Raw genomic sequence first — 15395 nt, 5'->3', positions numbered from 1 at the left:
GAACGACGTGAGCCGCTGGGAGTCCCGCCAGCGCCCAGGGCCCGGAAGCGGTGGCGGGAACGCCACCGGCGCGATCCTCGGCGGCATCCTGATCGACAGCATCCTGCGCGGCGGATTCAGCGGCGGCAGCAACTGGGGAAGCCGCGGCTCCGGCGGTGGCCGCAGCAGCGGCCCGCGGTCCTTCGGCGGCCCGAGCAGCTCCGGCCGGATCGGTGGGGGCGGCCGATTCTGACGTCCTCCCGAGTCTTCGTCGCATTCGCTTGCGTCGCGGCCACCGCCTGCGGCGTCCTGTCGGGCTGCGAGGGCGGGGACCCGGCCGAGGATGACGCGATCCCGCTGTCGGCTGAGGCCTATCGCAGCCGGGAGGACGACGCGGCAGGTGGGCGGATTCACGTGCGGATCGCGAACACCGGCGATGCGCCCGTCGCCGTGACATCCGTGGCGTTGGACAGTCCCGGCTTCGAGGCGGCGCCCGCGACCCGGCGCGTGGTCGAACTCGGACCCGGCAACCGGATCGATGTCGAGGCCGAATACGGCCCGGTGCGCTGCGACACACCCCCGGAGCCGGCGTACGCCCTGATCGGGGTCGCCGATCGGAACGGCTCGCCCGTACGGGTGCCGCTCGCAGCCCCCTACGACGTCCTCGGCCGAATCCACGACGGCGACTGCGCCGCAGAGGATCTGGCGCGGGCCGTACCGGTGACACTGATCCCGGCGGCGGCTCCGCCCGAGCCGACCGCACCCCTGCCCGCCCAGCTCGTCGTGAGCCGGGGAACGGCGTCGGGTGACATCCGGGTGGACGAGATCGGCGGCAGCGTCCTGTATGCGCTGCACGGCGCGCTGCCCGCCACCATGCGGGCGGGCGAGGACCGGCTGAGCGTCGACCTCACGATCGACGCGGCGCGCTGCGACCCCCATGCCCTCGCGGAGGCGAAGAAGCCCTTCGTCTTTCCGCTGTGGATCGCCGTCGGCTCCTCGGCACCGGAATACTCACGCATCCCGGTGTCCGAGGAAAACCGGCGAATCCTGACGAACTATCTGACCGCGACCTGCGGCGCGCGCAGGTGACGGCGGATCAGGAACCGATGAGGCGCTGCGCCAGGTAACCCTCGACCTGGTCGAGCGCGACCCGCTCCTGAGCCATGGAGTCACGCTCACGCACGGTCACGGCGTGGTCCTCGAGCGTGTCGAAGTCCACGGTGATGCAGAACGGTGTGCCGATCTCGTCCTGACGGCGGTAGCGGCGGCCGATCGCGCCGGCGTCGTCGAACTCGACGTTCCAGTGCTGGCGGAGCGTCGCGGCGAGATCCTTGGCCTTCGGCGTCAGATCCGCGTTACGCGACAGCGGCAGCACCGCGGCCTTCACCGGGGCGAGACGACGGTCCAGACGCAGCACGGTGCGCTTGTCGACGCCGCCCTTCGCGTTCGGCGCCTCGTCCTCGGTGTACGCGTCGACGAGGAACGCCATCAGCGACCGCGTGAGACCGGCTGCCGGCTCGATGACGTACGGCGTGTAGCGCTCACCGGTGGCCTGGTCGTAGTAGTTGAGGTCGGTGCCCGAATGCTTCGAGTGGGTCGACAGGTCGAAGTCGGTGCGGTTGGCCACACCCTCGAGCTCGCCCCACTCGCTGCCCTGGAAGTGGAAGCGGTACTCGATGTCGACGGTGCGCTTGGAGTAGTGCGACAGCTTGTCCTGGGCGTGCTCGTACAGGCGCAGGTTGTCCTTGTTGATGCCGAGCCCGGTGTACCAGTCCATGCGGTAGTCGATCCAGTACTGGTGCCACTCTTCGTCCTCGCCGGGCTTGACGAAGAATTCCATCTCCATCTGCTCGAACTCGCGAGTGCGGAAGATGAAGTTTCCGGGCGTGATCTCGTTGCGGAAGCTCTTGCCGATCTGGCCGATGCCGAACGGGGGCTTCTTGCGCGACGTGGTGAGCACGTTCGCGAAGTTCACGAAGATGCCCTGCGCGGTCTCGGGGCGGAGGTAGTGCATGCCCTCTTCGCTCTCGACCGGGCCGAGGTACGTCTTCAACATCATGTTGAAGTCGCGGGGCTCGGTCCACTGACCGACCGTGCCGCAGTCGGGGCAGGCCACGACGTCCATCGGGACGTCGTCCGGGTTGTCGAGGCCCTTCTTCTCCGCGTAGGCCTCCTGCAGGTGGTCCTGACGGTGACGCTTGTGACAGTTGAGGCACTCGACCAGCGGGTCGTTGAACACGCCGACGTGACCGGACGCCACCCACACCTCGCGGGGCAGGATGACCGAGGAGTCGAGGCCGACGACGTCCTCGCGGCTGGTGACCATGTTGCGCCACCACTGCTTCTTGATGTTCTCCTTGAGCTCGACGCCCAAGGGGCCGTAGTCCCAGGCCGACTTCGTGCCTCCGTAGATCTCACCGCACGGGTAGACCAGGCCACGACGCTTGGCGAGATTGACGACGGTTTCGACTTTGGACTTCGGTGCCACTCGGGTGCTCTCCATCTGGGTAATAGATGCATGGTTCACGTGCGCTTTTCGGAGCCCAGCCTATCTGCCCGACCGCGGTCGGTTCACCCACCCGGTTGACATGCGTATTCGTGCATATCAAAATGGAATCGATTTGCAATAAGGTGAGGGTGATCCTCCCGGGCCGACGGCCTCGCGGCCACGGTCCCGTCCATTGTCCGGCACTCCGAAGGAGATCACTGGTGAGCGTCATCGATCCCGGGGATCTGCATCCGTTCGAGGCGGCGGCGCCCGCCCACGTGCCGTCGAAGGAGACCCTTGCGGCGGCCGGCGACATCCTGCGCGCCCTCGCGGCCCCCGTCCGGATCGCGATCGTCCTCCAGCTCCGCGAATCGGAACGGTGCGTGCACGAACTCGTCGGGGCACTCGGAGTCACCCAGCCACTGATCAGCCAGCATCTTCGCGTGCTCAAGGCCGCGGGCGTCGTGCGCGGCGAACGCACCGGACGTGAGGTCCTCTACCGCCTGGTGGACGACCACCTCGCCCACATCGTCGTGGACGCCGTCGCGCACGCCGAGGAAGGATAGAAGCCTTGACCCAGAACACCGGCCAGCGCAAGCCCGTCGTCGTGGGAGTACGCGCCACCAAGCAGCGCAGCGCCATCTCCGCGCTCCTCGACGACATCGAGGAGTTCCGGTCGGCGCAGGAACTGCACGACGAACTCCGCAAGCGCGGCGAGGGCATCGGGCTGACCACCGTCTACCGCACCCTGCAAACGCTCGCCGACGCCGGAACGGTCGACGTCCTGCGCACCGACAGCGGTGAATCCGTGTACCGGCGCTGCTCGTCCGGACATCACCATCACCTGGTCTGCCGTGCCTGCGGCTACACCGTCGAGGTCGAGGGGCCCACCGTCGAGCAGTGGTCGCAGTCGATCGCCGACGCACACGGCTTCTCCGACGTCAGCCACACCATCGAGATCTTCGGCGTCTGCAAGGACTGCACCGCAACGCAGTGAGCGTCAGGGGATCAGCCCCTGCCGTGCGGTGTCGGCCCCGCTCAACACGAGAAGCAGCATCGTGGTCAGTGCCTCGTCCTCGAGCCCGGCAGCCGGGAACGTGTAGCGCAGGATGACGTCCGCGAGCCGGCCGTGACCGAACACCGCGATCGAACCGAACTGCAGTGCGCCGTTCCGCTCCGCGACCTTCTTGTGCAGCGACGCGCTGACCGGACGATCCCAGGCCAGCACGCACGTCATCGACAACACATCGAGGCCCTCGGTGAGGGTCATCGCACTGATCGAGCACAGCGCCCCGGCGTACTCGAAACTCAGCGAACCGTCCTCCGCCCGGGTGACGGTGGCGAAGTGCTCGAGCGCGTCCGCCGCCCGCCCGAGCAGCGCGGACGCCCCGTCGACGGTCATTTCACACCACCGAACCGACGGTCACGCGACGCGTACTCGACACACGCCGCCCACAGGTCCCGGCGGTCGAAATCCGGAAACAGCTTCTCCTGGTACACCATCTCGGCGTAGGCCGACTGCCAGATCAGGAAGTTGGACGTGCGCTGCTCGCCGGACGGCCGGAGGAACAGGTCGACGTCCGGCATGTCCGGCTCGTCGAGGTACCGGGCCACGGTCGCCTCGGTGATCTTCTCCGGGTCGAGTTGCCCCGCCGCGACCCGCCTGCCGATCTCCTTCGCCGCGTCGGCGATCTCCGCGCGCCCGCCGTAGTTGACGCACATGGTCAGGTTCATGACCGTGTTGTGCTTCGTCAGCTCCTCGGCGATCTCGAGTTCCTTGATGACGCTGCGCCACAGCTTGGGACGGCGGCCCGCCCACCGCACGCGCACCCCCATCTCGTGCATCTCGTCGCGGCGACGACGGATCACGTCGCGGTTGAAGCCCATCAGGAAGCGGACCTCCTCGGGGCTGCGTTTCCAGTTCTCGGTGGAGAACGCGTAGGCCGACAACCATTCGACGCCCATCTCGATGCACCCGCAGACGGCGTCCATCAACACGGCCTCGCCACGTTCGTGGCCCGCGGTCCGGGGCAGTCCGCGCTCCTGCGCCCAGCGGCCGTTGCCGTCCATCACCAGCGCGATGTGCCGGGGCACGAGTTCGGGTTGCAGGCCGGGCGGGCGGGCGCCCGAGGGGTGCGGGTCCGGCGGCCGGATCTGGCGCTCGGCCCCGGAGCTATGCGGGGCTCGAGGTTCGCGTCGTCGAATCACGGTCCCCATCCTGCCTGACCGAATCCTCCACCCTTACCGCCGCATGCGGTCGTGCGCGTTCGATCAGCGGGAGGGTGCGGAGTTGCCGTTCGAGGTGCCACTGCAGATGCGCCGCGACGAGACCGCTGGCCTGCCCCCGCAACGACTCGGGCACGTCCTCCGTGCTCGCCCAGTCGCCGCGGATCAGCGCATCCATCAGGTCGAGGACACCCGGTGACGGCGTGGCGGCGCCCGGCGGCCGGCAATGGACGCACACCGCTCCCCCGGCGGCCACGTGGAATGCCCGGTGCGGTCCGGGGGCGCTGCACCGCGCGCAGTCGTCGAGGGCGGGAGCCCACCCCGCAAAACCCATGGCCCGCAACAGGAAGGCGTCGAGGATCAGCTCGCACGGGCGGTTGTGCTCGGCGACGGCCCGCAGCGCCCCGACCGTCAGGCGATGCAGTTGCGGCGCCGGGGCCCGTTCCTCACCGGCGAGCCGCTCGGCGGTCTCGAGGATCGCGCACGCCGTGGTGTACCGGGAATAGTCGTCGACGATGTCGGTCGCGAACGCGTCGACCGTCTGGACCTGGGTGACGATGTCGAGGTTGCGGCCCGGGTAGAGCTGCACGTCGATGTGCGCGAACGGCTCGAGCCGGGCGCCGAACTTGGACTTCGTGCGGCGCACCCCCTTGGCGACCGCGCGCACCAGACCGTGCTGCCGGGTGAGGAGTGTGACGATACGGTCGGCCTCGCCCAGCTTGTGCTGGCGCAGGACCACCGCATTGTCTCGATACAACCTCACCGGTCCAGTCTCCCACGTCGAGGCGACCACATTCCGCAGGCCGAGCCGCGTGCGACGGTCAGGGCTCGGTGCGCCCGTCGCGCACGGCGTCGACGACGTCGCGGACTCCGTCGATGACGAGTTGCGGCTGCTCGATGTTGATGTTGTGGCCGCTGTTCGTGTTCGTGACATGCGTGGCACCCGGGACGAGTTGTGCCAGATCCGCCTGCGCCTTCGGCTGCACGGCGTCGAGGGCCGGGCCGTAGCCGGGATCGATGTCGGCGGGGAGGCTTCCGTTCGCAATGCCCTCCGCGATCTGCGGCGCCACCGAACGGTCGGCGGAGAGGACGACGAGCGGCTGGGGCCGGATCGGTTCGGCGGCGCGGATCTCGTCGAAGCTGCGGACGAAGTCGACACGCTCGAGGTCCGGGTACTCGTCGAGACTGTCCTGCTGCGGGGTGTTGAGCCGCAGGAACTCCTCGAACTGCTCCGGGGGCAGGAGCGTCTGCAGCTCCTCCGACTGCGCGTCGATCAGCACCATGCCCGCCACCTCGTCGGGATGGTTGCCGGCGAAGAGTCTCGCGATCTGACCGCCGTAGGAGTGGGCGGCCAGCACGTAGGGGCCGGGGCCGGCCTCGCCCGTGGCGCCCAGCAGCGACTGGAGGTCGGCGACCGCGTCCGTGGTGGTGATCGGCTGCGGAACCGGGTCGCTGCGGCTCAATGCGTCGTCGCCCAGCACGACCCCGGGCCGGTCGTACGAGCAGACTCGGGTGAACTCGGCGACCCCGTCGAAGGCCGAGGTGCTCGCCGGATCGGCCGTCGTCGTCCACTGATCGGCACCGAACCGGAGACCGGACACGAACACGACGGTCGGTGCGCCTGTGCCCGCACACTCGAGATGGATGTTCCTACCCCCGCCGATGTCGACGGTGCCGGCGAAATTCTCGCTCGTGTCGCCGTCGTCGCTCACTCCGCACGCGGCGACGAGCACCACGACCCCCAGAGTGGGGAGCCACCCCGACAACCGCGGCCACACCGGCACGACACACCTCGAAACCCGTTCGGAAACGCAGACCGCTTCCGGGTGATCCGTACCCCGCTCTCCCCGGATCAAACCCGGACGCCTCCCGGCGTCAGCTGAAACGCTGCTCGAGGTGCACCGTCACCTCCACTCCGGCACCGTCCTTACCGATCAACTTGCACAGTGCGATCTTCAGGGGAAGCCAGTGCGGACCTTCACCCGAGGGCATCAGGGTCGCATTGAACGGGTGGCCGTCGATCGTCCCGCCGACCTTCACCGGCCGCCGCGTTCCGAGAAGTTCGGCGGAGTCCGGCACGGTCACGTACGTGGCGAACGCCCCGTCCTTCTGGATCGGCGCCGTGAAGGTGTGCGCGAGTGGTTGCGGGGTCTTCGGTGCGGGCATTCGTGGCTCCTCCGGTCGAGTGTGATGCTGCGGTCGAAGGTAGGACTCCCGGAGCCGGCCGGAATCATCGGTCGTGAGCAGGATCACGTCGCCCGGTCACACCTGGAACCGATACCCCATCCCGGCCTCGGTGATGAGGTGACGCGGGTGGGACGGGTCGTCCTCGAGTTTGCGCCTCAGCTGCGCCAGATACACCCGCAGGTAGTGGGTCTCGGTGGCGTACGCCGGACCCCACACCTCCCGCAGCAGTTCCTTCTGCCCCACCAGCTTGCCCTTGTTGCGCACCAGCATCTCGAGCATTCCCCACTCGGTCGGCGTCAGGTGCACCTCGGCCCCTGCCCGCCGCACCGTCTTCGCCGCCAGATCGACCGTGAACGAATCCGTTTCCACCACAGGTTCACTCGTGTCGACGGCCGTCGTCGCCCGGCGGGCGGCCGCACGCACCCGGGCCAGGAACTCGTCCATCCCGAACGGCTTGGTGACGTAGTCGTCGGCGCCGGCGTCGAGAGCGTCGACCTTGTCCGCGGAGTCCGTCCGCGCCGACAGCACGATGACCGGTGCGGGGCACCACCCGCGGAGGCCGGCCAGCACCTCGGTGCCGTCCATGTCGGGTAGCCCGAGGTCGAGCACGATCACGTCCGGCGGTCGCTCGGCCGCGGCGCGCAGGGCGGCCGCCCCGGACGCGGCCGTCACCACGTCGTACCCGCGCACGCTCAGATTGATCCGCAGGGCGCGGAGAATCTGCGGTTCGTCGTCGACGACGAGAACTCTCGTCATGAATGCTCCCCTCCCGCCCCGGCCAGCTCCACCACCATCGTCAGACCACCGCCGGGGGTGTCGGTGGCGCTGATGGTTCCGCCCATCGCGTCGACGAATCCGCGGACGACGGAGAGCCCGAGCCCGACTCCCGTGGTCGTGTCGCGGTCCCCCAGCCGCTGGAACGGGGCGAACATCTCGTCTGCCCGCCCACGCGGAATTCCCGGCCCCGTGTCGGCGACGGTGATGACGGCGCGGTCGCCCACCGCCGCGGCACCGACCCGGATCACGGAGTCCTCACCGTAGCGGAGTGCGTTGTCGATCAGATTGGCGAGCACCCGCTCGAGCAGGCCCGAATCCGCCATCGCCGTCACCGTTCCGACGTCGACCTCCACCCTTTCCCGGGCCCGGGTCCCGGTCCGGCCGCCGATTCCCAGACCCACCAGCGCCCGGTGCACCACCTCGTCGAGGTACACCGGCCGCAGCGTCGGGGTCACCACTCCCGCCGCGAGACGGGAGGAGTCGAGCAGGTTCCCGACGAGAGAGGTCAGCACGTCGGCCGATTCCTCGATGGTCGCGAGCAGTTCGGCGGTGTCCTCCGGGGAGAAGTCGACGTCGTCGCTGCGCAGGCTGGACGCGGCGGCCTTGACCGCGGCCAGTGGGGTCCGGAGGTCGTGGCTGACGGCGGACAGCAGCGACCGCCGCAACCGGTCGGCCTCGGCCAGCGCCTGCGCCTGCCCCGCCTCCTGCGCGAGCTCGGTCTGGCGGATCATGCCCACCGCCTGGTTGGCGACGGCGAGGAGCACCCGACGGTCCCGGGCGTGCAGTTCGCTGCCGCGCAGGGCGAGCGCGTATTCCCCTTCCCCCACCTCGCAGACGGTGTCGGCGTCGGCGATGCTCACCGGTGGGTGCGGCCCGACGGACCCCACCGGACCGCGGTCCCGGTGCAGCACGCTGACCGAATCCTGGCCGTAGGTCTCGCGCACCTTCTCGAGCAGCGTGTCGAGGTCGGCGCCGCGCAGCACCGATCCGGCGAACAGTGCCAGCAGCTCGGCTTCCTGCGACGCCCGGCGGGCTTCCCGTGAACGTTTGGCGGCCGCGTCGACGAGGACCGCGACGGCGACGGCCACCACGAGCAGCACGACCGTGGTGATGAAGTTGTCCGGCTCGGCGATGGTGAAGCTCCGCACCGGCGGCGTGAAGAAGTAGTTGAGGAACAGACCCGAGATCAGCGCGGAGAACGCGGCGGGGGCGACACCCCCGAGCAGCGAGACGAGCAGCACCACGATGAAGAACAGGGCTCCCTCGCCGACCAATCCGAGCCACCGGTCGACGGCACTCATCACCAGCGTGGCCACCGACGGTACGAGGACGGCGGCGATCCAGGCGATCGCCGTGCGCGAACGGGAGCCCACCGGCGACAACCGCCGCGGGCGGTGGGATTCGCCGTGCGTCACCATGTGCACGTCGATCGACCCGGACTGTTGCACCACGCTTGCGCCGATGCCCTCGTCGAAGATCCGCGCCCACCGTGAGCGTCTCGACGTGCCCAGCACCAGTTGTGTGGCGTTCGCGGTCCGGGCGAAGTCGAGCAACGTGGTCGGGACGTCGTCGCCGACGACGCTGTGCAGACTCGCGCCGATATTTGCGGCGAGGGCCCGTACCTTGCCCATCTCCGGAGCCGAGACACCCGCGAGGCCGTCGCCGCGCACCACGTGCACGACAATCAGTTCGGCGCTGGATCTCGACGCGATCCGGCCGGCGCGCCGAACCAGCGTCTCCGATTCCGGTCCGCCCGTCACCGCGACCACCACCCGTTCCCGGGCCTCCCACGTGTCGGTGATCTTGTTCTCCGCACGGTATTTCGCGAGTGCGGCATCCACCTGGTCGGCCACCCACAGCAGGGCCAGTTCGCGGAGTGCGGTGAGGTTCCCTTTCCGGAAGTAATTGCTCAGTGCCGCATCGACTTTGTCCGCGGCATAGATGTTGCCATGGGACAGCCTGCGGCGCAGAGCCTCCGGAGTGATGTCGACCAATTCGACCTGGGTGGCGGCGCGCACCACCTCGTCGGGAACCGTTTCCTGCTGCACCACTCCGGTGATCCGCTGCACCACGTCGTTGAGGCTTTCGAGGTGCTGGACGTTGAGCGTCGAGAGGACGTCGATCCCCGCGGCGAGGAGTATCTCCACGTCCTGCCAGCGTTTCTCGTGGACGCTGCCCGGTGTGTTCGTGTGCGCGAGCTCGTCTACGAGGACCAGCGCCGGCCTGCGGGCCAGCACCGCCTCGACGTCGAGTTCCCGGCCGAGCGTGCCCCGGTAGGCGATCAGCTTGGGCGGAATCAGTTCGAGGTCGCCGAGCTGCGCCGCCGTGCGGTCGCGGCCGTGGGTCTCCACCACGGCCGCGACCACGTCGCACCCCCGCTCCCGGCGGCGGTGCGCCTCACCGAGCATCGCGAACGTCTTGCCGACGCCCGGTGCGGCTCCGAGATAGATGCGCAGTTCACCGCGTCGGCGTTCGGCGTCCCGGCGCACGCCCTCGGTTCCGGTACCACTCACCTCGCCATCATCCACCAGCGGTCGGGGCGGTGCACTCGGGAGCGGTCAGGCCCAGGGCCAGGTTCAGTTCGAGGACGTTCACCCGTTCCTCACCGAGGAAGCCGAGTTGCCTTCCCTCGGTGTTCTCGTCGACGAGTTGCCGGACCCGGGTCTCGCTGAGACCGTTCTCCGCGGCCACCCTCGGCACCTGCAACGCCGCGTACGCGGGGCTGATGTGCGGGTCGATGCCCGAGCCGGATCCGGTGACCGCGTCCGCCGGTACCTTGGAGGGGTCCACCCCCTCCCGGGTCGCGATCGCCGCCCGCCGGTCGGCGATGAACGTCGCCAGGATCTCACTGCTCGGCCCCTGGTTGGTGGGCAGGGCGGTGGCGGGATCGCCCGGCGCGAACGGATCCTGTTCGGCCACCGACCCGGTGACCCGGTTGTGGAAGAACGGATCCGGCTCCCCCGCAGGCACCTGCGGGTCGACACCGACCCACCGGCTCCCGACGACGCACCCGGTGCTGTCGCGCACCGCAGACCCCTCGGCCGCTCCTGCGCCGATCCTGCTCACCCCCCACACGGCGGCGGGATAGAGCACACCGAGGACTGCTGTGAGTGCGAGCAGGACGAGTAGTCCGGCCCAGGTCTGCCGGAGCAGGCCGATGAGAAATCGCATGCGGGATCACCCAATTCCGGGAATGAGACGGACGACGAGGTCGATGAGCCAGATACCGGCGAACGGCGTGATCACACCGCCGAGACCGTAGATCAGCAGGTTGCGGCCCAGCAGCGTCGACGCCGACGACGGACGGTAGCGAACGCCTTTCAGCGACAACGGGATCAGCGCGACGATCACCACGGCGTTGAAGATCACCGCCGACAGGATGGCCGATTCCGGGGTGGCCAGCCGCATGACGTTCAGCGTGTCCAGCTGCGGATAGATTCCGCTGAACAGGGCGGGGAGAATCGCGAAGTACTTGGCCAGGTCGTTGGCGAGCGAGAACGTGGTGAGCGCCCCGCGGGTGATGAGCAGTTGCTTGCCGATCTCCACCACCTCGATGAGCTTGGTGGGATCCGAATCGAGATCCACCATGTTCCCGGCCTCCTTCGCCGCGGACGTGCCGGTGTTCATCGCCACCCCGACATCCGCCTGGGCCAGCGCCGGGGCGTCGTTGGTGCCGTCCCCGGTCATCGCGACGAGCCGGCCGCCCTCCTGTTCTCTGCGGATCAGCGCGAGCTTGTCCTCGGGTGTCGCCTCGGCCATGAAGTCGTCGACACCGGCCTCGGCCGCGATGGCCTTCGCCGTCAACGGGTTGTCGCCGGTGATCATCACCGTGCGAATCCCCATGGCCCGCAGTTCCGCGAACCGCTCGGCGATACCCGGTTTCACCACGTCCGACAGCGCGATCACCCCGAGGACGGTCGCTGCGTCTCCGTGAACGGTGGCGACCACCAGCGGCGTTCCCCCGGCCTGCGCGATCTGGTTCACACTGTCGGTGACCGCGGGCGCCGCCTGCCCGCCGAGCGCCTGCACCCACGTCAGCACGGCGTCGCTCGCGCCCTTGCGGATCCGGGCGCCGTCGATGTCGAGTCCGCTCATCCGGGTCTGCGCCGTGAACGGCACGAATTCCGCCGCCCTCTCCGCCTCGGACGGTGCCGGGTCAAGCCCGAAGTCGCGGACACACAGGTCCACGATGCTGCGCCCCTCGGGCGTGCCGTCCGCGAGGCTGGACAACCGTGCGGCCGTGGCCAACTCGATCGCGGTAACCCCCGGTGCGGGATGCAGGGCAGTGGCCTGCCGGTTGCCGAACGTGATGGTGCCGGTCTTGTCCATCAGCAGGGTGTCGATGTCGCCGGCGGCCTCCACCGCCCGCCCCGACATCGCCAGGACGTTCCGCTGCACCAGCCGGTCCATCCCGGCGATGCCGATGGCCGACAGCAGGGCCCCGATCGTGGTGGGGATCAGGCAGACCAGCAGCGCGATCAGCTTGATCGGATCCTGCTCCTGGCCCGCGTACAGGCCCATCGGGCCGATCGCGACGACGGCCAGCAGGAAGATGATCGTCAGCGACGCCAGCAGGATGTTCAGCGCGATCTCGTTCGGCGTCTTCTGCCGCGCCGCCCCCTCCACGAGTGCGATCATCCGGTCCACGAACGACTGTCCGGGGGCCGCGGTGATGCGCACGACGATCCGGTCGGACAGCACGGTCGTGCCACCGGTGACGGCACACCGGTCGCCACCGGATTCGCGGACGACGGGCGCCGATTCGCCGGTGACGGCCGACTCGTCCACGGTCGCAATTCCGTCGACGACGTCGCCGTCGCCGGGTATCACCTCTCCCGCCTCGACGACCACCCGGTCGCCGACGGTGAGTTCGGTACCCGCCACCGACTCCACCCGGCCGCTCGCCGTGATCCGGTGAGCGACCGAGTCCTGCTTCACCTTCCGCAGGCTCGCCGCCTGCGCCTTGCCCCGCCCTTCCGCGACCGACTCGGCCAGATTCGCGAACAACACCGTGAACCACAGCCAGGCGACGACGGCCCAGGAGAACACCGACGGGTCGGCGACGGCCATGACGGTGGTGACGACGGAGCCGACGAACACCACGAACATCACCGGGTTGCGGGCGAGGTGCCGGGGGTCGAGTTTGCGCAGGGCGCCCGGGAGCGCCGTCACCAGCTGGGCGGGGCTGAAGATTCCCGCCTTCACGGGCGCCGGGTCGTGGCCGGCCTCGGGCGTCGTCGCCGTCCCGGATTCCGGACGACTGGTCACGTTCACACTCACTGCAGAGCCTCCGCGATCGGTCCCAGCGCGAGGGCCGGGAAGAATGTCAACGCCGCGACGAGCACGACGGTGCCGGTGAGGAGCCCGGTGAACATCGGGCCCGCCGTCGGCAGGGTCCCGGCGCCTGCGGCCGTCTTCTTCTGCGACGCCAGGGATCCGGCGAGCGCGAGGACGAAGATGATCGGCAGGAACCGGCCGAGCAGCATGCACAGGCCGAGAGCGGTCTGGAACCAGTCGCTCGTCACCGTCAGCCCGCCGAACGCACTGCCGTTGTTGTTCGAGGCCGACGCGAACGCGTACAGCACTTCCGAGAACCCGTGGATGGATCCGGGGCTTCCGGGGTCGCCGCTGTTGCCCTGGTAACCGGTGGTCGAGGACAGGATCACGGTGATTCCGGTCCCGATCAGGACGAGCGCCGGCATCACCAGCACCGACAGGGCGGCGAGGGTGATCTCCCGCTGCCGCAGCTTCTTGCCGAGGTATTCGGGGGTGCGGCCGACGAGGAGTCCGCCGACGAAGACGGCGATCAGGGCGAGGACGAGAATTCCGTAGAGCCCGGTGCCGACACCGCCGGGCGCGATCTCACCGAGCAGCATGTTGAGGAGAACGGCTCCGCCGCCGAGTGGCGACAGGCTGTCGTGCGCCGAATTCACCGCGCCCGTGGACGTTCCGGTGGTGCTCACGGCGAACAGTGCCGTGCCGGGGATTCCGAAACGAACCTCCTTGCCCTCCATCATCGCGCCCGCGGCGGTGGCGGCGACGCCGCGCCGACCCGACTCCGCGGCCAGCGTGACCGCGAGGAGCGATCCCCACAGGATGCCCATCACGGCGAGCAGGGTCAGCCCCTGGCGGTGCCCGGACACCTCGCTCGCTCGGTCGTGAGGATCGCCGACCATGGTGCCGAACGTGCGGGTGAGGGAGACCGGGATCAGCAGGATCGCGAGGATCTCGACGATGTTGCTGATCGGCGTCGGGTTCTCGAACGGGTGCGCCGAATTGGCGGCGAGAATCCCGCCGCCGTTGGTGCCGAGTTCCTTGATCRCTTCCTGCGAGGCGACGGGTGCGAGTGCGTTGGTGACGGAGTTGYCGTCCAGACCGGTGGACGCGAAGCCCGGGTGGAAGGACTGGATCACGCCCTGGCTCAGCAGGATCAGCGCGATCACGAAGGAGAACGGCAGCAGAATACGCAGGCTGCCCCGGGTGAGGTCCACCCAGAAGTTGCCGATCTCACCGCCGCGCGACACCCGGACGAACCCGCGGATCAGCGCCACCGCGACGGCCATGCCCACCGCTGCGGACACGAAGTTCTGCACGGCGAGCCCGACCGGCTGGGTCAGGTTGCTCATCGTGGTCTCGGGCGCATACGACTGCCAGTTGGTGTTCGTCACGAACGACACGGCCGTGTTGAACGCCACCGCGGGACTGACCCCGGAGAGGTCCCCGGACAGCGGCAGCACGCCCTGGATGCGCTGCAGGGCGTAGAGGAACAGCACACTCGCCGCGGAGAATCCCAGCACGCTGCCCGCGTAGCCGTACCAGGTCTGCTCGGTGTGGGGGTTGATGTGGCACAGGCGGTACAGGGCGGATTCGACCCGCAGGTGACGGCGTGATTCGTACACGCGCGCCATGTAGTCGCCCACCGGCACATATGCGACCGCGAGTACCGCGAGGACGAAGGCGACCTGCAGTCCGGCCGCCAGGGCAGGCGTCATCAGAACCGCTCCGGGTCGATGAGCGCGATCAGGAGGTACACGACGAGCGCGGCGGCAATCGCGACGAGCGCGACCGCGAGTGCTCCGGCGCCCGTCATTTCACGCGTCCGGTCTGCAGGGCACGGAGAACGAGCGCGCAACAGGCGAATCCGCCGAGGACGAGCGCGACGTAGGCCACATCGGCCATGTGAGGATCCCTCTTCGTACTGACCCTGCGGTTCAGCGCAGGCATGACACCCCGCGGTTGTGGGGTGTCATGCCAGCATCACGCCGGATCTCGGCGAAAGAGGCGGCGCTGACGAAGCGCTTACGGGACTCCTCCGGCTCTTGACGCTTTCCTTACGCGGTCCGGGTCAGCCGCGACACGGACGCGGGCACGGGTGTGCCGCTCGCCACCCACGGCGCCGGGACGGGCGCGCCGGCGACCGACCGAACCGGGACCACGCCGGCCCAGGCGCTGCTGGTTTCGGCCGGTTCGCCCGGTGGTGCGTCCCGCACCTTGACGGTCCACTGGCCCGGCGTGATCGGGAGGGCGAGGGCCAGTGTCGCGGCGAGTTCCTTGCGCCGGTGCCCCCTGACTTCCGTGCTGCGGCCGGGGATCAGCACGTCCGACAGTGCGTTCAGTGCGTCGGCGGATTCGTCTTCGCCGAGAGTGACGAGGTTGCCCCGCACCACCGCAGAACGGTAGTTGGCAGACGAGTCGAACAGGGTGTCCGCGACGACGATTCCGTCGAGCATCGCGACGC

Annotated in this window: 16 protein-coding genes and 1 pseudogene; 4 read left to right on the top strand and 13 right to left on the bottom strand. The window is 69.1% G+C overall.

The window, feature by feature from the left end; genetic code table 11:
* Positions 1-232 (top strand): annotated as a pseudogene (locus AC1D1G_RS29605) (TPM domain-containing protein); the annotation flags it as partial.
* Between the two features lie 161 nt (positions 233-393).
* Positions 394-1068: a hypothetical protein gene (locus AC1D1G_RS29600; RefSeq protein WP_477954850.1), complete on the top strand. Its 675-nt coding sequence runs from the start codon at positions 394-396 to the stop codon at positions 1066-1068.
* Positions 1069-1075: 7 nt separating this feature from the next.
* On the opposite strand, the gene AC1D1G_RS29595 is transcribed toward AC1D1G_RS29600, so the two are convergent.
* The gene (locus tag AC1D1G_RS29595) at positions 1076-2467 is read right to left on the bottom strand and encodes a glycine--tRNA ligase (RefSeq protein WP_005571613.1); all 1392 of its coding nucleotides are present in this window, start codon (positions 2465-2467) and stop codon (positions 1076-1078) included.
* Between the two features lie 221 nt (positions 2468-2688).
* Between AC1D1G_RS29595 and AC1D1G_RS29590 the strand changes: the two genes are divergently transcribed.
* Complete coding sequence (locus tag AC1D1G_RS29590) at positions 2689-3033, top strand: ArsR/SmtB family transcription factor (protein ID WP_009473928.1); 345 nt, start codon at positions 2689-2691, stop codon at positions 3031-3033.
* 5 nt (positions 3034-3038) lie between these two features.
* Complete coding sequence (locus AC1D1G_RS29585; RefSeq protein ID WP_283353701.1) at positions 3039-3464, top strand: Fur family transcriptional regulator; 426 nt, start codon at positions 3039-3041, stop codon at positions 3462-3464.
* A 3-nt stretch (positions 3465-3467) separates the two neighbouring features.
* On the opposite strand, the gene AC1D1G_RS29580 is transcribed toward AC1D1G_RS29585, so the two are convergent.
* The 12 genes from AC1D1G_RS29580 to AC1D1G_RS29525 all read right to left on the bottom strand — a co-directional run.
* Positions 3468-3869: a hypothetical protein gene (locus AC1D1G_RS29580; protein WP_477954849.1), complete on the bottom strand. Its 402-nt coding sequence runs from the start codon at positions 3867-3869 to the stop codon at positions 3468-3470.
* Positions 3866-4675, bottom strand: a complete 810-nt coding sequence (locus tag AC1D1G_RS29575; protein ID WP_037226677.1) for an isoprenyl transferase — start codon at positions 4673-4675, stop codon at positions 3866-3868. The genes AC1D1G_RS29580 and AC1D1G_RS29575 overlap by 4 nt, the downstream gene beginning before the upstream one ends.
* Positions 4641-5456 (bottom strand): DNA repair protein RecO, encoded by an 816-nt coding sequence (recO, locus tag AC1D1G_RS29570; protein WP_011594310.1) that lies wholly within the window; start codon positions 5454-5456, stop codon positions 4641-4643. Before recO ends, AC1D1G_RS29575 begins: the two co-directional genes overlap by 35 nt.
* 58 nt (positions 5457-5514) lie before the next feature.
* The gene (locus tag AC1D1G_RS29565; protein ID WP_283333658.1) at positions 5515-6477 is read right to left on the bottom strand and encodes an alpha/beta fold hydrolase; all 963 of its coding nucleotides are present in this window, start codon (positions 6475-6477) and stop codon (positions 5515-5517) included.
* A gap of 91 nt (positions 6478-6568) precedes the next feature.
* Positions 6569-6859, bottom strand: a complete 291-nt coding sequence (locus tag AC1D1G_RS29560) for a DUF1905 domain-containing protein (RefSeq protein ID WP_054248443.1) — start codon at positions 6857-6859, stop codon at positions 6569-6571.
* Positions 6860-6955: 96 nt separating this feature from the next.
* The gene (locus tag AC1D1G_RS29555; protein ID WP_477954847.1) at positions 6956-7636 is read right to left on the bottom strand and encodes a response regulator; all 681 of its coding nucleotides are present in this window, start codon (positions 7634-7636) and stop codon (positions 6956-6958) included.
* Positions 7633-10170 (bottom strand): sensor histidine kinase, encoded by a 2538-nt coding sequence (locus AC1D1G_RS29550; protein WP_009473936.1) that lies wholly within the window; start codon positions 10168-10170, stop codon positions 7633-7635. The genes AC1D1G_RS29555 and AC1D1G_RS29550 overlap by 4 nt, the downstream gene beginning before the upstream one ends.
* Positions 10171-10177: 7 nt before the next feature.
* Entirely contained in the window at positions 10178-10828 is a 651-nt protein-coding gene (locus AC1D1G_RS29545; protein ID WP_009473937.1) for a potassium-transporting ATPase subunit C, read from the bottom strand.
* 6 nt (positions 10829-10834) lie between these two features.
* The gene (gene kdpB / locus AC1D1G_RS29540) at positions 10835-12937 is read right to left on the bottom strand and encodes a potassium-transporting ATPase subunit KdpB (protein ID WP_477954844.1); all 2103 of its coding nucleotides are present in this window, start codon (positions 12935-12937) and stop codon (positions 10835-10837) included.
* Positions 12934-14649 carry a potassium-transporting ATPase subunit KdpA gene (gene kdpA / locus AC1D1G_RS29535; RefSeq protein ID WP_477954843.1) on the bottom strand — a complete coding sequence of 572 codons (1716 nt, stop codon included), beginning with the start codon at positions 14647-14649 and terminating at the stop codon, positions 12934-12936. Before kdpA ends, kdpB begins: the two co-directional genes overlap by 4 nt.
* Positions 14649-14747 carry a K(+)-transporting ATPase subunit F gene (kdpF, locus tag AC1D1G_RS29530; protein ID WP_280782447.1) on the bottom strand — a complete coding sequence of 33 codons (99 nt, stop codon included), beginning with the start codon at positions 14745-14747 and terminating at the stop codon, positions 14649-14651. The genes kdpA and kdpF overlap by 1 nt, the downstream gene beginning before the upstream one ends.
* 241 nt (positions 14748-14988) lie before the next feature.
* Positions 14989-15395: pyridoxamine 5'-phosphate oxidase family protein (locus tag AC1D1G_RS29525; protein ID WP_477954841.1), on the bottom strand; the 407-nt coding region annotated here is incomplete at its 5' end.

It is taken from the genome of Rhodococcus sp. P3_B8, assembly GCF_056402775.1.
Note: the sequence above shows the minus strand (reverse complement) of the source record. Positions and strands in the feature narration are given on the sequence as shown.

Bases quoted from the DNA above. Each gene is read 5' to 3' on its own strand.
- AC1D1G_RS29555 (WP_477954847.1), bottom strand. From the start codon at position 7,636: ATGACGAGAGTTCTCGTCGTCGACGACGAACCGCAGATTCTCCGCGCC.
- AC1D1G_RS29545 (WP_009473937.1), bottom strand. From the start codon at position 10,828: ATGCGATTTCTCATCGGCCTGCTCCGGCAGACCTGGGCCGGACTACTC.
- AC1D1G_RS29580 (WP_477954849.1), bottom strand. From the start codon at position 3,869: ATGACCGTCGACGGGGCGTCCGCGCTGCTCGGGCGGGCGGCGGACGCG.
- kdpF (WP_280782447.1), bottom strand. From the start codon at position 14,747: ATGACGGGCGCCGGAGCACTCGCGGTCGCGCTCGTCGCGATTGCCGCC.
- AC1D1G_RS29560 (WP_054248443.1), bottom strand. From the start codon at position 6,859: ATGCCCGCACCGAAGACCCCGCAACCACTCGCGCACACCTTCACGGCG.